This window comes from Desulfovibrio subterraneus (assembly GCF_013340285.1).
GTDB classification, from domain to species: Bacteria; Desulfobacterota; Desulfovibrionia; order Desulfovibrionales; family Desulfovibrionaceae; genus Halodesulfovibrio; species Halodesulfovibrio subterraneus.
On the sequence record NZ_BLVO01000016.1, the window covers coordinates 441326 to 463370 of the forward strand.

Genomic DNA, 22045 nt, shown 5'->3' on the forward strand with positions numbered 1-22045 from the left:
TTGTCATGCCAGGCGTCGCTTTCCGGCTATTCGGAAGTAGTGAACCTTGCCCGCTTCAGGGTGGGGTGCCTTGCTTCTCCTGACCTTCTGCGTCAGGCGGTGCGCTTTGCCCTGCGGCACACCCCTCTTCTTAATGCATCGATAATCACGCACGGGGCAGAACCCTATTTTGCAGCGGGTACTGGTCTGGAGCCGGATGTGCGCTTTCTTGATTTCAGCAAGCATGAAAATCCGGAACGCGCTGTAAAGGAATACCTCACCGTGTTCTTCGAAGAGCCGGTGGATAGCGACTGCCTCATCCGCTACGCGCTTATACATACCGGTAAAAACGAGAGCACACTGGCTTTTAAAAGTTCCCATATCGTCATGGACGGTTTGGGATCTTTTTTTCATGCGGCCTTTCTGGCTGATATCTACCACGCACTGGCGCAGGGGCAGGAGCCGGATTTCGGTGAACCCTGTGCCTTTGACGAGGTATACCGCAAAGAGTGCGCGCACCGTGAATCATCCCGTTTTGAAAAAGACATGGCGTACTGGCGGGCGCATCTGGAAAGGCTGCCGGAAAAACGCATTTTCAGGGCTCGTCCGGGCTACCCCGACATGCTCGGGAATACCCGTTTCGACAAATATGCCTTCAGTGACGAAACATCATCCCGCATAGAACGTTACCTTGCCGATAACAGCCTGACACCCAACGTCTATTTTACTGCGCTGCATGCTCTTGTGGTTTCCTTCATGACCGGGGAGAAGGAAATAGTCATCCAGACGCCGGTTGCATATGGCGAGCGCAAGGTACCGGCCAGACGGCAGGGCTCGCAGATTGCCATGCCTCCCGTTCTGGCAGATCTGCGCAAGCACGAAACCTTCGGGGAGCTGTGCGCCGACATTGTTGCCCAGAACGGCCAGTTTTACAGGCACATTCTTACGCCGTATCAGCTGGCGATGCGGGAACTCCCCCACAAGAATCTATCGTTCGTGGCAGATACCTTTACCAATTTTCTGCCCGGCACGCCCAAGGGCAGCCCCTCGTTTCCCATACTGGAAGCGTTTCAGTGGCATAGTGAAAAGGAGCCCACTCTCTTCGGCGGCATGATCATGCGCGAGACGGAGACCGGCCGTTTTTCCATAACCGTGCGCAGTTGCCGCAACCACTTCAGCAGGCAGGATGCGGAACGCTATGTGCGCAGGCTTGAACTGCTGACAGAGCAGCTGGCCGCCGGAGTGGAAGTGCCGCAGCTCACCTACCTGCTGGAAGAAGAGGCGCGGGAGCTGGCCGTGTGGCAGCGGGGCGAGCGGCGTGACTATGCCGTAGCAACCATGCACGACCTTTTTGATGCCGTTGCCGGACGGTTTGCGCGGCACCCTGCCGTGCGGGATGAACAGGGCTCCGTGCTGGCCTATGCGGATGTGCAGGAATATTCCCGCATGTGCGCCGCGTGGCTGGCAGATAACGGCGTAACGCCGGGCGACGTGGTCGCCGTCATGGCCGGGCGGTGTATCAACCTGCCGGAAATAGTGCTCGGCATACTGCGTTGCGGGGCCGTGTATCTGCCGGTGGATCCCAAGGCATCGGAAGATCGTCTTTCCTACATTCTGGCAGATGCCGGTGCCGTGTTCACCGTGGACCCTGCCGACCTTTCCTACAGGACTGTGCCGCAGGCGGGCAGTTCGCCAGAAATGACATGGCAGGCTCCGGCCGTATCGCCTGAAAGCCCTGCCTATCTCATCTACACATCCGGCTCGACCGGTCGGCCCAAGGGGGTTGTCGCCCCCCACGCCGGCTTCGTGAACATGATTCAGGGGCAGATGGAAACCTTCGGCATAACGGATGTGGACCGTGTGCTGCAGTTTGCCCCGCTCATTTTCGATGCCTCGCTTTCCGAGATGTTCATGGCTTTGCACGCGGGTGCCTGCCTGTATCCGGTCAGCGATGCCAGCCGCAACGAGCCGTGGGGGCTGCGGCAGTATATGGCGGATAACAGAATCAGCGTTGTCACCTTTCCTCCGTCATATCTGCACCTCTTCGACAGGGAATTCTTCCCCGGCCTGCGGGTGCTCATCACCGCCGGAGAACCGCCCGTTGCAGCGGATGCGCTGCACCATGCAGCCACGCTGGACTATTTCAATGCCTACGGTCCCACGGAAGCATGCGTCTGCGCTTCCATGAAGCGGGTTGCGCCTGATGAGCCTCTGCCCATCACGTCCGGCCGCCCCATTCCCAACGGCACGGCATACGTTCTTGATGCCGAAGGCCGCGCGCTGCCTGCGGGCATGGTGGGAGAACTCTGGATAGGCGGTGCGGGCGTTGCCCTTGGCTATCACGGCAATGCCGAGCTTACCGGAGCGCGCTTCCGCCCTTTGCCGGAGCTTGGCGAACCGCGCGCCTATGCCACGGGCGACCTTGCGCTCTGGTCTGTGCAAGGCGAGATAGTGCTGGTTGGCCGCGCAGATGATCAGGTGAAGATCAGAGGCAACAGGGTGGAGCTTGGCGAGGCGGCATTCCTGCTGGAACGCTGCCCCGGAGTGAGTCAGGCTGCGGTTCTGGTTGTGCGCGATGCCTCGGACCAGCCCGCGCTGGCCGCATTTCTGGTGCTGCATGCGGGAAGCACCGCAGAGACGGTGGTTGCGTGGTGCCGTGAGAACCTGCCCGCCTACATGATTCCTTCTTTCTGGCATGAAGTGCCGGCCATGCCCATGACGCCGACAGGCAAGGTGGACCGCAACGCACTGAAAAAACAGCTCAAGGTTTCCCGTGCCGATTCCGCACAGCAGGAGCTGGACCCGCAGCTGCGCGCCTTGTGCGATCAGGCGCTGGGCGTTGCCTGCCGTCCCGAGGTGAGCTTTTTCGATCAGGGGGGCAACAGCCTCACAGCCATGGGGTTGCTGCATGCCATCCGCACCACCTTTACCGTGGATATTGCCTTCCGCCAGTTTGTGACCTGCGACACCCTGTACGCCTTGCAGACCATGGTCAGGGAGGCTGTTCCGCAGGGGCCCACAGGCGGGACCGATGAAGCGGGACTCAGCAGCCCCCAGTTTCGGGTCTGGGCGTATCAGCAGGCCAACTACGGCTCCATTGATTACAACATGCCCCTCATACTGGATATTCGCGGCGAACAGGCGGCGGCGTTTCTTGATGCCTTCCGTCAGGCCGTGAACGGGCAGGAGCTGCTTTGCTGTACCATAGCAGGTGATGTTGACCGTCCGCGGTTTGTCCGCAGCGGCAGGTCTGTTCCCCTGCATATGACGGATTTTGCCGATGCGGAATCCGCCATGCGCCATTTTGACGGTCGCATCCACATTCCCTTTGATCTGCGCGCGGAATTGCCTGTGCGTCTGGAAGCGGCAAGGCTGCCCGGCAATACCTTTCTGCTGCTGGTGCTCATGCACCACATCGTCGGGGACGGGGAGAGTCTGGAACTGTTGCAGGACAATGCACTGCGGATTCTGCACGGCGAAACGCCCGCGAAGGGGCAGCTGTCCACACAGGTCGCGTTTTGCCGCAGGGAAGAAGAGTATCGCCGGTCGGATGCGCACAAGGCCGACAAGGCCTACTGGGAAGGGATGTCCGGCGAGACTGCCGCACTTCCCTTTGTGCGGAACCGTTCCGGCGCCATGGTCGGCCTGCCCGTGCCTGCAGCCCTTATGGAAGGACTGGATGGTTTCGCCAGAAGAACCGGTACCGGCGTGCTGGCGGTATTCACCTCACTGGTGGCGCGTTTTCTTTGCTCCCGCTACGGAGTCGATTCCCTGCGGATAGGCATTCCTGTGGGCTTGCGGGAAACACAGGAAGAATTTCGTACCTCCGGATTCTTTGTGAACACGGTGCCGTTGCTGATTCGATCCGGCAGGGCGGACGAGGGGTCGGATATCGAGGCGGTCGTCAGGGATGTGGCAGGCCAGCTCAGGGATGGTGTGGCGCGCAGCCGCTATTGCCCCATTATGCCGATGCCCGAGGTGCTGGTCACGCAGGTGCATCAGGAAGACAGAGTGGAACCGGGCCTCAGCCTGCGGCAGAAGGAACCCCGGCTCCGTGCCAGCAAATTTTCCGCCAGCTTCATCCTGCGGACGGGGGTGCATGCCGGAGTCTTTCTTGAGCACGACATGGGGAGCATTCCCGATGGAGACTCTCTGCTGCGGCAGTTGCTGGAGGCGATGGCAGAATATTTGGCAGACCATCTGAAAGATCATCTGGCAGACCATCTGAAAGACCAACTGGCAGACTGTCAGGCAGATCATTTGGCATTCAACGGCAATGCCGGAACGCCCCTTTCGCCCGTGGAAGCACTGGCCGGAATATGGCAGGAGGTGCTCCATTCCGCACCCGAGGCGCAGAGCGACTTCTTCCGCTACGGCGGAGACTCCATAAAGGCCATTCAGATTACCGGCAGTCTGCTCCGTCAGGGCATTACGGGCCTTGCGGCTGCGGATTTTCTGCGCACACCGAATTTCGGAGACCTCTGCGCGCTGCTGGAGCGTGCCGGTGAATTGGCTACGGCAGGTACAGTCGACTCACCAGACAAGGTCGCATACCGGCAGCCGCAGGCAGGCAGCCTGATTCCGCTTCTTCCCATTCAGCATGCGCTCGTGCACGGGCATCCCGAGCACTGGAAGCACTATTTCATGGCGCTGCCTCTGGCGCTTGAGGCCGGAGTTACCCGCGAGGGTATCCAAGCGTGGCTGGCCTCGCTCCCTGAGCGGTTCGAGTCGCTGCGGCTTGCCTTTTCTCCGGACGGGGCGCGTCTGCTGCCTGTCCCGCAAACCGTATGCCTGCATGAAGGGTTTACTCCGGCGGCGGACAGCCTGAGCCTGTTCAGGGCCATGGCCCGTGCTGTTTTTGCAGGGCTTGATCCCGAGGCGGGCAGAACCTTCGGGGCTGCATTGGCAGAACAGGACGGCGAACGGTTCCTTTTGCTGGCAGGGCACCATCTGGTGCTTGATGTCATCTCCCTCGATATTCTCCGTCGTGACCTGCTCGCCCATTGTCAGGGCGGGGAAAGGGCAGGAGAGCGCTTCGGCATGGCCACCAGAGCCGTGGAAATGGACCGGCTGGTCGCGGAGGGCAGCTTCCCTTCTGAAGAAGAGCGCCTTTTCTGGGAATCCGTGTGCGATACGCCGCACGGCACGCTTGCCGGTCTGCTGAACGGCCCGGATGCCGGCAACACAGATGATGGTCGGCCCCCCCAGGGGCAAGATCTTGGTGCTGACAGGCAAGGTCGCGGCGCTGGCGACCGCATCTATCTTACAAGGTCGCTTTCCGGCTTCCGGTCTGACTACTCGCAGTCACCGCTTTCGGATATTCTGGCAGCATTGTCCTGCGCCCTGCATGGGCAGGGACAGGGGCAGACACAGACTCAGACACAGACACGGCCGGTATTTGTCACACTGGAAAGTCACGGGCGCGATGCCCTGCTGCCTGGGTTTGACGCCTCCCTGAGCCTTGGCTGGTTCACGGCGCTTTGCCCGATGCCGATTGTGCCTTCCGTCAGTGTCCATGAGGCGCGCAAGGGCGTGCAGCCGTGGATAAAGGAGCACTTTACCGCCCGCAACAGCAACGCCTACGGCTATCTGCGCCTGAAAGATCCGGCCCGGTTTGCGGTAGATGCCCGTATCTGCCTCAACTATCTGGGCACGGTTGCCTCCGGCACGGGCAGCAAGGCAACCACGCAGATGTCTCTGGCCGTGCCCGGAGCCATTTCCGAACTGCTGCACCCGGACTTTGTACCGGACAGCCCGCTGGAACTGAGCGCGTATTTTGACGAGGCAGGCACCTTGCATCTGGGCGCTTATTTCAGTCCCTGCGACCTCTCGCAGGAGTGGGTAGATGGCCTTATGGGCAGGATGACCGAGGCGCTGGCATCGCTTCCGGCATACAGCCCGCCCGTGTCTGCCGGGGTGCAGGCGAGGATAGGTGAGCTGTGCCGTTGCACACCTGAAGAGATAGAGGCCATCCGCCTGCCGGATGTCTGCCACGAGCCCATGCTGTATCAGGCGCTGACGCCCGATCAGGGCAGCTACACGCAGCAGGTGAGCTTTCATCTTCGGGGAGACGTGCAGGACTTTCTGCTCCTTTCGGCATGGAACAGGGTAGTGGATCGTCACGAAAGTCTGCGTTCCCTCTACCCCATGCCCCATGCAGGCGAGTTTTACCGCGTGGTGATGCGTCACGGCAGGCTGGGCGCGGAATATCACGACCTTTCGCATTTGCCCGCGCCCATGGCCGCTGAAAGCATGGCCCGCCTGCTGCTGGAACAGCGGGAACGGGGCTTCGACCTTGCCGCAGGCCCCCTGCTCAGGTCGCAGCTGTTCCGGCTTGATGCGGACCGTGTTGTGGTGAGCTGGTGTTTCCATCATCTGCTCATGGACGGCTGGTGCATAGGCATTCTCATGCATGAGCTGCTGAGCGAGCATGCCCGTTTGGCCGGACGTCCGATCGGACGTTCGGCCGAGGCACTGCCCCCTGCGGTGCCGCTGGCAGAATACGGCCGCTGGCGCACCCTGTTTGATGAAGAGGCCGCGCGGGCCTACTGGTCTTCCCTTCTTGATGGATTTGTCCCCCTGACAGGGATTGCGGAAGGCTATTCCGCGCAGGATGCGGGCGAGCCTGAAACTTTGGAACGGGATATTGATGCTTCCCTCACCGCCGCCTTGCAGGAGGCCGCCGCCGCGGCATCCATAACGCTGCCCGTGCTGGTGCAGAGCGTGTGGGCGTTGCTGCTCGGTGTGGAAAACGGGTACCGCCGCGACGTGGTGTTCGGTCTGGTCACATCCGGCCGTCCGGCGGAAGTGCCGGGAATAGACCGTGCCGTGGGTCTGTTCATCCAGACGCTGCCCTTGCGGGTTCGCTGGTCTGAGGACGCCATGTTTGCCGACGTGCTCGCGGACGTGAAGGAACAGAGCCTGCAACAGATGCGGCACGGGTATCTGCCGCTGGCAGAGATGGGCAGGAATCTGCTCGATCATCTCATGGTGTTCGAGAACTACCCCTTCGACCCGGTGCTCGACGGGGGCAGGCTGGAAATGCTGAAGGTGGAAGGATATGAGAAAATTCCCTATCCACTCGGCATTTCAGTCATTCCTGGAGCAAGTCTGCGGTTCAGGTTCCTGTATGATCCCGGCAGCATGAGCGCTGAACGTGTTCAGGCCTTGCAGGAGCGCTTGTTTGCCGCGCTGCAGCGTGTGGCAGCCTCGCTTGAAATACCCTGCGGTGCTCTGGAAGCCTGCATTCGTGACGGTGCCGCCCTGCCCGTATCGGAGAAGGCAGCCGAAAGCTTTGCGGGCCATGCTGTATCGGTTCAGCCGGTTGCGGAGGCTCCTGAATGCGGAGCCGGAGCCGATATCGAGTCCGTGGTGATGGAAAGCTATGCCGCCGTGCTGGACTGCCCGATCGCTTCAGCGGAAGAAGACTTCTTCCTGCTGGGTGGTAACAGTCTGCTGGCCATGCGTCTGCTGGCGCAGTTGTCCAAACAGTTGTCCGTCAAAGTCTCCGTGGGTGATATTCTGACCTTCTGCACTCCCCGCAGTCTGGCGGCGCATATAGCGTCCGTCAAAGATCAGGAAGCCTCTGTTGCCGCCCGCATCCCCCTGCTGCCGGAACGGGATGTATATCCGCTTTCCTCCAGCCAGCAGCGCATGTGGTTTTTGCAGCGGCTGCACGAGGATGGCCGGGTATACCTTATTCCCTTTGCCGCCCGCCTTTTTGCCCCCGTTGACCGCGCCGTATTGCAGCAGGCGCTTTTGCTGGTCGAGGAACGGCATTCCGCGCTGCGCCTGCGGGTGTCCGCAGATACGCCCGAGCAGAGATTTGCGGCTTCTGGCAGCCTGCAGCTCGAATATCATGAATTGCCGGATGCCGGAGCCTGTGTGCAGGCTGCCCGCGTGGTGTTGCCCATGGCGTTCGGCTTTGACAATCCCCTTGTCCGCGTTGCCCTGTACCAGTCGCCGGAAGGTACGTCAGTTCTTGCGTTCTGCTTTCACCACATCATTTTCGACGGCTGGTCGTCCGAGGTGTTCCTGCGCGATCTGAACCGTGCCTATGAGGCGGTCATGAACGGAAGCACTCCGGCATGGGAACCGCTGGATATTGATTACGTCAGCTATGCGGAATGGGGGGCAACGCAGGAATCCCCTGATTTTGCGGCCATGCGGCAGGACCTGCTGCCCTTACCCGAGCGCCTGCCCCTGCCGCTGGATATGCCCAGACCGGCCGTGCAGGATTATGCGGGCGGGGTGCATGTCTTTGCCCTGCGTCCCGAGCAGGTGCAGGGACTCCGGCGCTATGTGGCGGAGCAGGGGTGCACGCTGTTCCCTGCGCTGCTCGCGCTGGTAAAGGTGTTTTTGTTCCGTCACACCGGGCAGCCGGATATCGTGATCGGCTGCACCGCCGCGAACAGGGAGCACGATCAGGTGCAGAACATGATCGGCCTGTTCGTGAACACGCTGGCCGTGCGCACCATGCTGGATGCGCAGCGCGACTTCACCACCCTTGTGCATCAGGAGCAGGCTGTGCTGCAGCGCGCCCTTGCCGCGCAATCATACCCCTTTGAAAAGGTCATTGACGTGCTGGGGGTGGAGAGAAACCTTTCCCGCAATCCGCTCTTTGACGTGTTTGTGGCGCTGGAGGATGCATCGTGGGCCGTGTATGACCGCGACCCTCTGCGCATGGAGGCGGTGTCCGTACCGCACAACACGAGCAAGTTCGACCTCAGTCTCTATTTCAGGGAAACAGCTCCGGACTGCTTTGAGGTGCATCTGGAATACTGCACGGAGCTGTTCAGGGAGGATACCATCCGTGCCATGGGCGAGCGTCTGAGCGTTCTGCTTGATGACGTGCTGCAACGGCCCGCAGCCCCCCTGCATGCGCTTGCCGTCATGCCGGAACGGGAAACGGCCCTGCTTGCCGGCTTCAATGCCACGGATGAGCCCTTTGACACCGAACGCGACGTGGACAGCTGCTTCCGCGAACAGGTGGCGAAGACGCCGCAGGCCATGGCCATGCGGGATCATACGGGGCAGGCCCTTTCGTATGCGCAGATGGATGCGCGGGTATCCGCCCTTGCCGCGCATCTTGCGGCGCAGGGACTTGGGAAGGGGCAGTATGCGGGCATCTGCTTTGACAGATCAGTGGAGATGATGCTCGGCGTCTTTGCCGTCATGCGTCTCGGCGCGATATATGTTCCACTTTCCGCCACGTTGCCGCAGGCCCGTCTGCAATCCATGTTCGAAGACCTTGGCGGATGCACGGTAATCACGGCTGCCCATCTGTCAGACCGGTTTGAAGGCTGCGGTCAGCAGGTGCTGGTGCCGGATATGGCATCCCTGCCCGCAGCGGAATGCGCCCCGCAGGATATTGCTCCTGATTCCGTGGCCTACACGCTGTTCACCTCCGGTTCCACCGGAAGGCCCAAGGGCGTGCAGATAGAGCACCGCAGCCTGCGCAACCGCCTGCTGTGGATGCAGTCGCGCTTCCCCATCGGGCAGGGCGATGTCATTTTGCAGAAGACGACCATTTCGTTCGATGTCTCCATATGGGAGCTGTTCTGGTGGTCGTGGTGCGGTGCGGAGCTTGCCCTGCTGGAACCGGAAGGGGAAAAGAACCCCGCGAAAATTGTTGCCGCCGTTGCCGCAAATCGCGTTACGGTGCTGCATTTTGTGCCCTCCATGCTTCGGGTATTTCTGGATTATCTTGAGGCCAATCCGAAAGAGGTCGGCAGGCTTGCGAGCCTGCGCTACGTCTTTACCAGCGGCGAGGCACTGCCCGCAGACCTTGCAGAACGGTGGAATGCCCTGCTGCAGGCGGAGCTGCATAACCTCTACGGCCCCACGGAAGCGGCCATAGACGTAACGTGGTACCCCTGCACCGGCAGCATTACCCGCGCCGTTCCCATCGGCAGGCCTGTGAGCAACACCCGCCTGTATGTGCTTGATGCGCAGCGGCGGCCTGTCCCCCCCGGTGTGACCGGAGAGCTGTATATAAGCGGCATTCAGGTGGCCAGAGGCTACGTGAACCGGCCGGACCTGACGGAACGCAGCTTTTTGTCCGACCCGTTCTTCCCCGGCAGCCGTATGTACCGCACGGGCGACCTTGGCAGGTGGCTTGCGGACGGCAATGTCGAATACCTCGGCAGGAACGACGATCAGGTCAAGATTCGCGGTTTCCGCATCGAACTTGGTGAGGTGGAAGCTGCCCTGAACCGCTGCTCCGGCGTGTCGCAGGCCGTTGTGCGCGTCTGCCGTGTGGGCGGATACGACGCTCTGGAAGCCTTTGTGCTGCCCCATGCGGGTGCAGCGCTGACGCTCGGACAACTGCGCACCGAGCTTGCGGCCATGCTGCCGGAATACATGCAGCCGTCGCTGTTCCGCCTTGCGGATGTCATTCCTCTCAGCCCCTCGGGCAAGGCCGATCGCAAGGCCATGCAGGGCAGATTGTTGCAGTCTCCGGCTGATTTTGTGCAAGCGGATGAAAGTCCGCTGCACGATGCCATTCGCAGTCTCTGGCACCGCGTGATGCCGGAAGTGGCGGTGGCCGACCCTGAGCTGGGATTCTTTGATGCGGGGGGCAATTCCCTGCTGCTGGTGCAGCTGCATGCCCTGCTGGAGGAGCACTGGCCTGGGGTGTTTTCTCTCGCGGGTCTGTTTGCGGACAGTTCCATCAGCAAGCAGGCACAGCGGATTGAGGCGAGCCGTACCGAGCAGGACCGTGTCGAACAGATTCGTGTACGTCAGGTTGCTCCGGCCACGACGCTGGCGGACCACCATGCCCCTGTGGCCATCATCGGTATGGCTGTGCGCGTGGGAGACTACGAAGACGCCGAGCGCTTCTGGGAAGACCTTGCAGGTGGGGTAGACAAGAACATTCCCCTGCCGGAAAGGCGGCAAAGGGAAGTGCGCCAGATTTTCGAGGCCGTGGGCTATGCCTTTGATGCGGCAAAGCTGCGCGAGGCGGCGTATCTTGCAGATATTTCTTCGTTCGACCACAGGCGTTTCGGCCTTTCTCCCGGCGATGCAAGCATGCTGGACCCGAAGCAGCGCCTCTTTCTGGAAGTGGCAGCACAGGCCCTCGATGATGCGGGCTATGGCGGCGCAGCCCTTGAAAACCGGAACGTGGGTACCTTTGTGGGTGCCAGCCCCTACAGACTGTTTCAGGATGCCGTCACCCGTGCATTCCCCGACCAGTCCGAGCAGATATATCTGCTGAACGTGCCTTCCAACGTGGTGGCGCGGTTGAGCTATCTCAAGAACTGGAGCGGGCCTGCGGCCACGGTGGATACGGCCTGCTCGTCGGTGCTCAAGGCTGTGCACGATGCCTGTCAGAGCCTGCGTTCGGGAGAAAGCTGCGTTGCGCTTGCGGGCGGGGTGCACACCATTGATCTGCCGGTGAAGAGCGACACGGCCTTCACCATCGAGGCTGCTTCCGGCAGGACAAGAACCTTTGATGCTGCGGCAGACGGCGTGGGAGCGGGTGAAGGCGCGGCAGTGTTCGTGCTCAAGCTGCTCGATGCGGCCGTGCGCGACAACGATGCCATTCATGCCGTCATCGCGGGCAGTGCCGTCAATCAGGATGGCCGCTCGTCCAGCATGGCAGCCCCCAACCCCGATGCACAGGCAGAGGTGATCACCCTTGCGGCCCGCAATGCCGGTGTTCCGCTTTCTGCCATGAGCTTTTTCGAGGCGCACGGCACGGCCACCGTGCTTGGCGACCCCGTGGAGGTGGAAGGGCTCACAACAGCCTTTGCCCGCGCCGGAGTGCGACCGGAACCCAAGGCCTTGATCGGCTCGGTGAAGGGCAACATAGGCCATCTGGATGCGGCCGCCGGTGCCGCCGGTCTTGCCAAGGCCGTGCTGTCTCTCCGCAAGGGCCTTGTGCCCCCGCAGCCGCACTTTGCATCGCCCAATCCCCATATCGATTTTGACGCGGCTCCGGTGCGGGTGGCCCGCTCGCTTGAGCCGCTGGCCCCGTATGGCAGGCCGTGGCATTGCGGTGTCAGCTCCTTCGGGTTGAGCGGCGTGAATACGCACATTGTCCTTAGAGAATATGGGGGACACGGAGAAGACGAGGAGCATGCCCCGCAGCCGGAAACCCCAGGCATGTGGTACTGCGTTCCCCTTTCCGCAGGCAGCGAGGCCGGTTTGCGCGCATACTGCCGTAATCTGCGTGATGCCCTTGTCCGCAACGGGCAGGTGTCGTTGCATGCCGTGGCCGCAACGCTTGTTGCAGGGCGTGAACATTTGAATGTGCGCGCCGCGTTCGTGGTGGATTCCGTCGCGGCACTGGTGGAGCAGCTTGGCGGTGACATCCGTCCTGTGCACTGCGGCAGGGAAAGGCAGTCGGGCGTGCAGATCGTTGGTTTTGCCGGGCAGGCCGCAGCCGAGACCATTGCGCAGGCCTATCTGCAGGGGGCAACTCCCCTCTGGCCGGAAGACGTGCCTCTGCATCGCGTGCATCTGCCTGCAACGCCTTTTGACCGGACAAGCCTGTGGCCCCGATTTGCCGATACGGTGCTTTCCGCTCCTGTGGAAACCCCCGACGGCATGGCCTATTCGGTGGCCATTGACCGTGCGGATTTCTGGCCCGTGGCCGAGCACCGGTTGCAGGGCATTCCCACGCTGGTGGGCATGGGTATGGCAGAGCTTGCTGGCAAGGCGCTGGGATCAAGCAGCCTTGTCATGGAAGACCTGCGCTGGAAGCGCCTTGTCACCCATGAAGAAGGCAGCAGGGCCACCCTGTTTGTGAAACCGCAGGGTGCAGGGTTTGCGCTCAGCCTGCGGCATGGCAGAAACGGAGAATGGGATACGGCTGTAAGCGCCACGGCGTATATCGGGGCCGCTCCGGCCTCCGTGCTGGATGTCGCCGCATTGCGCAGCTTTATGCATGAGCAGGCTCCGGAAGGCGGGGCTGCACCTGTGACCATCGGCAGGCGCTGGCACTGCCGCGAGGAACTGCTGGTGTCGGAAGACGGCTCGGCACTGCTGGCCCGCCTGTCGTTGCCGGAAGAATTCCGGCACGACATGTACACCTACAAATGGCATCCCGCCATGATGGATATTGCCGCAAGCCTTGCCTTGCATGGCGCGCCCGGCTTCATCCCCGCGCAATGCGGACAGATGAGGCTGCATAAACCGCTGCCTGCCGTTGTCTGCGCATATGTGCGCATAACCGAGCGGCTTTCGGGCATGATTACGGCAGACTGCACCATAACGGACAGTGCCGGAGTGGTGCTGGTTGAGATGCGGGGGCTTGTCTTTATGTCTCCGCACTTGCCCCTGCACATGTCTGGTGAATTATCTGGTGAAGTGCTTGGTGAAATCCCTGCCGAAATTCCCGCAGCAGCGGCGCAGAGCAGACCACGGCCGGAACCGGAACTGTATGAGCTTGGCTGGCAGAGAGTCCGTCCGGAACCGGCATTCCCGCCTGCACAGGGCAGGCTGCTGGTGCTGGACGCAATTGGGTGCGCAGTGGCTGGTATAGATGGAGATAAGGCTGTCGCGCGCTACAGTGCGCTGCGCGATTCGCTCGTGGCAGCGGCGGACAGTGTGCAGGCGTTCCCGCAAGAACGCGAGGCCCAACAGTCTCTTGCCGCGACAATAGTACACGATGGAGTGGACCGCATTGTCTGCCTGCTCCCCGACGATGCCTGCGCATGGAGTTTCGGCAGTCTGATGCGCGAAGTGGCCCGTGCCGGTCTGCGCCGTCCTGTACATATCACGGCGGTGGGGAACGGCGCCCTTGCCCCCTGCACAGACTTCACGGATTGTACGGACGATCCGGACCGCATGTGTGTGGCAGGCGGTCATCCGGCCACGCCGGAACATGCTCTGGCCCTCGGGCTGCTCCTGTCGCTGAAGCAGGAAGAACCACTTATCGGCACGGCGTATGCGGAGCTGGAATCCTCCCGTCCCGAATCCGTTGCCGCATTCATGGCCTCGCTCGGGCATATGGACGGAGCGTATCGCGTCAGTGCCGACGGGGATATTCTGGTCGGACGGCTCGAACGGGCCGGTGTTCCTTCATCCGGCTGCAGCGTGCCTGAAGGTTGTATCGTGCCTGAATGTCGCATCGCATCTGACGGCTGCGTCGTCATCACGGGCGGCCTTGGCGGCATGGGGCTGACGCTGGCGGAGCAGATCACTTCACAAACCGGTGCACAGGTGGTGTTGCTGCACCGCGGCACAGCATCTGCCTCCGGCCTGCCGTATGCTACCTACCAGTGTGATGTCACGGATGCCGGACAGCTTGCCGAGACGTTTGGCTGCATCCGCCGCGAAATAGGCCCTGTGCAGGGCATCATTCACGCAGCAGGTGTTGCCGGTGACGGGTTCCTTGTCACCAAGGAACGCGATGCCTATGAGGCGGTGCTTGCGCCCAAGGTCACCGGAACATGGAACCTGCATCACGAAACCCTGCAGGACAATCTGCGGTTCTTTGTGCTGGCATCGTCCCGCACATCGCTGGTAGGCGCACCCGGCCAGTGCGACTATACGGGGGCCAATGCCTTTTTGAACAGCTTTGCCGCCTACCGCAGGCAGCTTAACCTGCCCGCTCTTGCCCTGTGTTGGAACACGTGGTCCGGCGTGGGCATGGCGGCGCGGCTGCATTCGGCCAGCGATGGTCATACGCTGGCGCCCGAACAGGCCTTCGGGGTGCTGGAAAGGGCCCTTGCCTGCTCTTCGGGGCTGGCAGTGGTGGCCATGTCTGACGAAGATGTGGCCTCGTACCGACTGGCGTCATGGTCAGCGGAACACGAACTGCCTGCCGGCGGCATTGCTTCCGCCGAACAGCATGCGGTTCAGAGCGCTGGGGCAGATACCGCGCCTGTGGTGGCCGGTGCGCATGCAGAGGCCGAACTGCTTGCCATATTCAAGGACTGCCTCGGCTATGATGCGGAACTGTCCCGGGAGGACGACTTCTTTGATCTCGGCGGCGATTCCATCTCCGGCACCCGTATCGTGAGCAGGGTGGACAAGGCCTTCGGCATCAAGGCCAGCGTCATCGATCTGCTGGAAAGTGATACCCTCGGCGATTTCATGGACAGGGTCCTTGCAGAGTTGAAGAAGGCTGCCGGAACGGAGCCCGCAAAGGCACCGGCACAGGTGGGGCCTGTTCCCGCTCCTGTGCGTGAAAAATACCCTGTGGGCCGCGAACAGCTTTCCATCCTGTATGCGGACCTGCTGGGTGATTCCCATCTGGGCTACAACCTGCCCGCCTTCCTGAAGCTGCCGGATAATCTGGACAAAAAACGTCTGGAAGAGGCCATCGCCACGCTGATCGAGCGGCATGAGGTGCTGCGTACCTCCTTCTGCGATTTTGAAACGGAACATCCGCAGATGGTGGTGCATGCCTTTGATGGCTTCACGCTGGAGGAATCGCATATACCCGATCTGTCCCGCAAGGATGCCTTCATCACCCCCTTCGATCTGAAAAGGGAGCGGGGCTTCAGGGTCCGGCTGCTCGTGGTGGGCGGCAGGGAGAACATTCTGTTCTACGACATCCATCACGCGCTGGCGGATGGCAGAACCATATCCCTTATCAACACAGAGCTTTTCAGGCTGTATCATGGCAAGGAGCTGGCTCCGGTAACCCTGCAGCAGAAGGATATGGCGTGGTACCAGTTCACGCAGGATAACAGCGCAGACAGGGAATACTGGCTGAGCCTGTTCAGCAGCGGCATTCCCCGGCTTGATCTGCCTGCGGATTTCCCGAGGCCGCCGGTGCACACAAACCGCGGGGGCATGCACGAATTCGCGCTTTCTCCCGAACTGGTTTCCGGCATCAGGGCGCTGGCCCGGCGTGAGGGTGCGACCAACTACCACATCGTGCTCACGGCGTGGGCGTTGCTGGCCCATATGTATGCGAAGACGGACGATGTGGTCATCGCCATTACCGTGGACAGCCGGGGTGAGCACCTCAACACGGCGGGCATGCTGGCATCGCTGCTGCCCCTGCGGTTTGCCGTGGACAGCGGCGGAACCCTGAATCAGCTGCTGGCGGAAAGCCGCCGCGTAAGCAACGACGGCCTGCGGCACAGCGCCTACATTCTCAACAATCTGCTCACGGACCTGCACCCGCCGGTTTCCCCTGGCAGGTCGCTGCTTTCGGAAGTCATCCTTTCCTACATGAATTTCGAGTTTGCCAGCGGCGAGGCCGAACTGTTCGAAGCCCTGCGCTTTACCAAGGGAGCCAGCAAGACGGACCTTTCCATCTTCGCCAGCGATACGGGAGAGATCATCAGCTTTGCGCTGGAATATTATGCGGACCTGTTCAGGCATGAAACCGTTGTCCGCATGGGGCATAACCTTGTGCGCATTCTTGAAGCCATGGTGGCCTGCGGCAGCGATGAGCCTGTGGTTGCAGCGGTGGCGCTAGAGCCGCTCCCCGCAGCCGCAGTCGGGGTTGCTGCCGGTGTTGATGGTTCTGGGACACCGCCGGTCCAGCGGCCCCTGTCGCCGGAGCTTCATGCGGCAGTGAAGGCGTACGCGGCACGGCATGGCGAGCCTGTCTCCATGGTGGTGCTTGCCACCTTCGGGGCGTTGCTGAGCCGGGTGACGGGGCAGGAACGGTTTGTACTGGAAGTCGGGCAGCCGGAGCCGTGCATGGTGTCCTTTGTGGTTATGGAAGATACGGAGTTTGCCGAGCTGCTTGCCGCAATCGGTACCCACCTGCGCAGTGGCGGCAGCCCGCAGGTGCATGAGCAATCCTCCCTGCGTATCGGCTTCGTCGCATGTAACGGAAATGCTCCGGCAAGCGGCATGTGCGCCGGGGAACAGCGATACGATCTGTTCTGCACCGTGCACGAGGGCGCAGACGCCATGACCCTGTGTTTTGAATACGATGCGCAGAAGCTGGCAGCAGAGACGGTGCAGGACTGGCTGGGCTATTTTACGCTCTTCCTTGAAGGCATAACCATGGAAAATGCATGATGAAAATATCTGATTTGAAGTTCGGCATTCCCGCAGCGCCGGGGTCGCAATCCGTAAGACCAGAGGCATCGAGACCGGAAGCAGCGGGAGGGGGCACGTCGGGAAAGGCCGCTGCGGGTTCCACGGCAGGCACTTGCCCGCAGGAAGAGGCATCGCTGGAATCGCTGTTCATGGACGTGGCAACGCGCCACCCGGAACGCACAGCGCTTGCCTGCGACGAGGGGGCCATGACCTTTGCCGAGCTGGAGGCATTTTCCGCGTCTGTGGCACGGTTTATCGCGGCACGGTTTGTCACGGCGCGTTTCTCCGAGGCCGGAGAATGCGGGCCGGAAGCCGTGGTGGGTGTTCTGTGCCGACGGGGCAGTCTGTATCTTGCGGCGGCCCTCGGCATCATGCGGGCCGGTGCTGTCTATGTGCCGGTGGAGCGGGAGCAGCCCGTGACGCGGCAGGAAGCCATGCTTGAACCTGCCTGCCTGCTCATTACGGACAGCCACTGCCTGCGCGAGGCAGAAGAACTGCGTTACCGTCTGCCGCAGATAGCCCATATTCTCTGTATTGATGTCGATAATATCGCAGGCGTTCGGGAAAAGAGCACGGAACTGTCCAGCACGGCCTATTGGGAGCATGTGACCGAAGCCGCACCGGACAGGGGCTGGATACGCTACCTGCACGGAGATACCTTCCCTGCCGCAGTGCTGGAAGAGATGGCGGCGGGCATTCTTGCCAAGGGCGCCCTTGCCGGAAAGGCACAGCGACGGGTGCTGGATATAGGCAGCGGAGCGGGCGTGGTGGCGGGCAAACTGTGTGCTGCCGCTACCCATTACACGGCTGTGGAGTTTTCTCGTATAGAGCTGGACCGTCTGGAAAAATTGCCGGTTGCCGGGGACGTGAAGCTGCACCAGATGGGAGCCGAGGATATCCGTTTTCTGGAAGGTGCCGAATACGACCTCATTGTGCTGAACGGCGTGGTGGAGAATTTTCCGGGGTACACCTATCTGCGCCGGGTGCTGGACCATGCGGTCGGGCTGCTGGCACCGGATGGCATCCTGCTGGTCGGCGCTGTACGCGACATGGCAAAGCGCGAATCCTTTCGGGAAACATTGAAAGAATTGCTCAGGGAGCCGGATAGTTCGGGGGCTTCGGGCGTTTCAGGTGTTTCGGGTACGTTGGGTGGTTCTGGGGACGGCGCCCAAGAAGATGTTACAAATAATGTTGCAGACGATGTGGCAAATACAACGCGCCGCCTGCATGCCGGACTGCTGCGTCTGGATGCCTCGGAAGAATTGTGGCTTCCGGAGTGCTTTTTCACTGAATGGGCTGCGGAATCTTCCGTGCCTGTGGCTGTGGAGATTTCACGGACCGCCATAAGCGATGTTGAACTCTCTGATTTCCGTTTCGACGTGGTCATCCGCAAGCAAGGCACCCCCGCTCAGGCGTGCCGTCCTGTCCGTTTCGCAAGGGGGGACCTTGATACGCATCATGGCAGCCGGTCCGGCACCCCTCTGCCGACCTGTCGGCCGGAACAGGCGGCATATATCGTTTACACCAGCGGTTCCACGGGCGTTCCCAAGGGCGTGGTGGTGGAGCATCGCCACCTCATGCATATCCTGCGAGCGCTGAAGCCACTCTCCGGCGACACCCGCTATGCCGCGCTGGTTGCCCCGCTTTCGTTCGATGCCTCCATCCAGCAGATCGCGGTGTCGCTTTTCTGCGGCAACCCCCTGTATATCCTTTCGGATGCGGAGCGGAAGAATCCTGCCGCATTGTGCGAATGCGCGCGTAAGCACGGCATAGACCTGTGCGACATGACGCCCGCCTTCTTCAACGTGCTGGTGGAGTATCTGGCGGAGCGCAACCAGCCCCTGCCCATGTCGCGGATTCTGCTTGCCGGAGAGATTCTGCGGCCGGATACCATTCGCAAGTTTTACGCCGTGCCCGGCAACGAAAATGTGGTGCTCTACAACGTCTACGGCCCCACGGAATGCACGGTGGATACCACCGCCTTCCGCATAGACAGCACCAATTATCGTGACTTTTCCGCTTATCCCATCGGGTATCCGCTTGAAGGATGCGAGGTCACCATCCGTGATAGAAAAAACATGCCACTGCCGGATTCCGTGACCGGAGAAATCTGGATTTCCGGTGCCGGTGTTTCCAGAGGCTACCGCAATGTGCCGGAACCCAATGCCTTTACCGTGCTGGATGGGGAACGCTGCTACAGAACCGGCGATTACGGCTACACGCGCGGCGGGTTGCTGTTCTACATGGGGCGTGAAGACCAGCAGGTGAAGATACGCGGCAACCGCGTGGAGCTTGGCGAGGTGGAAAACGCCATTGCCGGGTTTCCGGGAGTGAAACAGGTGGCCGTGGTTGCAGATGTCTTCCGCACGGGAGAAGAAAAGGCCCTTGCCGCATACGTTGTAGGCAATGTGGACAGCAACGCCCTGCGGGACTATCTCGGCCAGCTGTTACCATCCTTTTGTGTCCCCGCCTACATCGTGCCCATGGTGGAGCTGCCCTTCAACATCAACCGCAAGGTGGACAGAAAGGCTCTGCCTTCGCCTCTGGGCAGCGGCAATGTGTCTGCGGTGCGGGGCCGCAAACCCCATGGGCCGGTGGAAGAGGCACTCGCGGGCATATGGCGCAGGCTGCTCGGTGTGGAGGTGACGGATGCCGAAGCAAGCTTCTTCAATCTGGGCGGGCACAGCATTCTGGCTGTGCGCCTTATTGCGCTGATCGAAAAGGAACTGCATGTCCACCTTACCGTGAGTGAGCTCTTTGCCAACCCCACCATTGCCCGTCTGGCTTCCTTTTTCGAAGGCCGAATCGCCGTGCAGGACAGCCCCGTCATCAAGCTGTGCCACTGCGAGGGCGGCAAAAACATCTTCCTGTTCCACCCTGTGGGCGGCAGCGTATTCTGCTACAGCGCCCTTGCCGATCTGCTGAGCCACAGATTCACGGTGTATGCCGTGGAAGCCGCAGGGTTCCGGTCTGAGCGCAATACCCTGAATACCGAACTGCACAGGGTGGAGGACCTCGCCGGCTATTATCTGGACGAGATTCTCAAGGTGGAGACAAGGGACATTATTTTCGGCGGGTGGAGCTTCGGCGGCCTGCTTGCCTACGAGACGGCATGTCTCTTTGGCCGCAAGGGAGGGCAGACCGGGAACATTCTGGTGCTGGATACCGTTGCGGACAACAGCAAGGCGAAGCAGATGGCTGCCAAGGACGATATGGAGCTGCTTAAATGGATGTTGCAGGATGCGCTGGATTTTGACGAGGCCGTACTGAGGTCTTTACCGCGGGATGAAAAGCTGGACTATCTGGTTTCCTGCGGCGAAAAGACAGGCCTGCTCCCCTTCGGTTTCAGCTCTGCGCAGATGGCTAATCTGCTGCATACCTACCGTAGCAACGCCATTGCGGCGGCACGATATGACAATCCAACTCGTTCGGAGCGCAACATCCTGCTGATCCGGGCGCTGGATTACTCCAGCAATCCGATGATGGTGGATGATGATATCTATCAAGGCTGGAGCGCTTTTCTGCGTGAAGAGAACATCACTCTCAAGTGGACCGAGGGTACCCATGAGAGCATGCTTTCCCCCGGATTGGCCGGGAACATTGCAAATCATATTCTGGAGTATCTGAGCCATGAATAAAATCGGACGGCTGTTTGCGGCGCTGTGCTGTGTTTCGGCAATATGGCTGACATGTGTTCCTGCACAGGCCGGATATGATCCCGTGAAAGTGCATGAGATTATCCTCCGGCTGGGGGCAGAGGCGATGAACAATCCGCAGCTGCCCGGCATCTCTATAGCTGTGCTTGAAAAAGGGGGAGATGAGCCTGTAACCGCCGCATTCGGCACTGCGAATGTGGAAAATGCCTGTGCCATGACCCCGCAGTCGCGGTTCAAGATAGGCTCGGTGACCAAGGTGTTCACCGCTGCGCTGATCCATCGGCTCATTGAAGAAGGAAAGCTCACATACGAAACAACGATAGACCGGTTTTTCCCGCAGTTTCCTGACGGCAGCGTGATCCGTATCCGCCATCTGCTGACGCATACTTCCGGCATAATGGATATGCTCAGGCTGGAAGATGTCTGCGGAAACATGACCCGCTACAGAACGCCGGAAGAGCTTATTGCCATGGTGGGGGCGCAGCCCCTGCTGTTTGTTCCGGGGACGCGGCAGCAGTATTCCAACACCGGATTCCTGATGCTTTCGGTTATAGCCGAAAAGGTCGCGGGCGAGTCCTATGAAAAGCAGATAGCCACGCTGTTTCAGGGCACGTTAGGCATGCGCACCCTGCTTGTGGGCAATGACAGCGCAGTGGTTCCGCATCTTGCCAGTGGCTACACCAACGGCAAGCCATCCGGTCTGCAGCTGCCCATCATGGCAAGCCTTGCCATTGCCAGAGGCACGGGCAATCTGGAAGCCACCCCTTCGGATGTGGTGCGCCTTGTCAATCTGGACAAGATTCTGCGCAAAGACGTGCAGGATACCCTGCCGCTTGAACCGCTGGTGCTGGATGACGGCAACGAGGCGATTTCTTCGCAGCCGACGGACAACTTCAGCACGAGCTATCTGGACGGCTGCACTCTGTTCATGTTTCGCGATCCGGAAATTATCCTTATAGGCAAGCTCGGTTCCTTTCCGGGGTTCGGCACAGCCTATTTCTATGACCAGAAAACCAAGATTGCCGTGGCCATAAGCGTGAATAACGAAATGGCCATTCCTCACGCGATTGGCCTTGGAGCGCGTATTCTGCACGAGTTGCGTTAGGGAGGGAGCTTGCTTCGATAGCATGGACAGGCGGCAGTTTGTATCACTCTCGCGGGCCTGATGGCGTGGCGCTCGTTTTCCGCGTGGAGAATTCAAGATACCCGTAGCATCGTCAGAATTGTTTTTCCCGTACCCGTAGCGGCCCGGCTGATCCAGTCGGGCCGCGTTTTTGTGTTGGCAAGGATACTGTTGAAACTCCCGCCCGCATTTTAGGCTTGCATTGCTGTGTCATTGTGACACAGTGAGAGTAACTCTCTCTTCGGCTGGCAAGGCCGAAGAGAGGCGCGGGGGCGTGACTCAGGCGTATTTTGCCTTGGTGATCTGTTTACGAGCAGAATATCTATTA

Annotated in this window: 3 protein-coding genes; all 3 read left to right on the forward strand. The window is 60.7% G+C overall.

The window, feature by feature from the left end; translation table 11 throughout:
• The 3 genes from HUV30_RS16315 to HUV30_RS16325 are packed head-to-tail and all read left to right on the forward strand — an operon-like array spanning position 1 to position 21699.
• Positions 1 to 16917, forward strand: a complete 16917-nt coding sequence (locus HUV30_RS16315) for a non-ribosomal peptide synthetase (RefSeq protein WP_174406565.1) — start codon at positions 1 to 3, stop codon at positions 16915 to 16917.
• Complete coding sequence (locus HUV30_RS16320; protein ID WP_174406566.1) at positions 16914 to 20576, forward strand: alpha/beta fold hydrolase; 3663 nt, start codon at positions 16914 to 16916, stop codon at positions 20574 to 20576. The genes HUV30_RS16315 and HUV30_RS16320 overlap by 4 nt, the downstream gene beginning before the upstream one ends.
• Positions 20569 to 21699, forward strand: coding sequence for a serine hydrolase domain-containing protein (locus tag HUV30_RS16325; RefSeq protein ID WP_174406567.1), 1131 nt, complete (start codon positions 20569 to 20571; stop codon positions 21697 to 21699). The genes HUV30_RS16320 and HUV30_RS16325 overlap by 8 nt, the downstream gene beginning before the upstream one ends.
• The last annotated feature ends 346 nt before the right edge of the window (positions 21700 to 22045 follow it).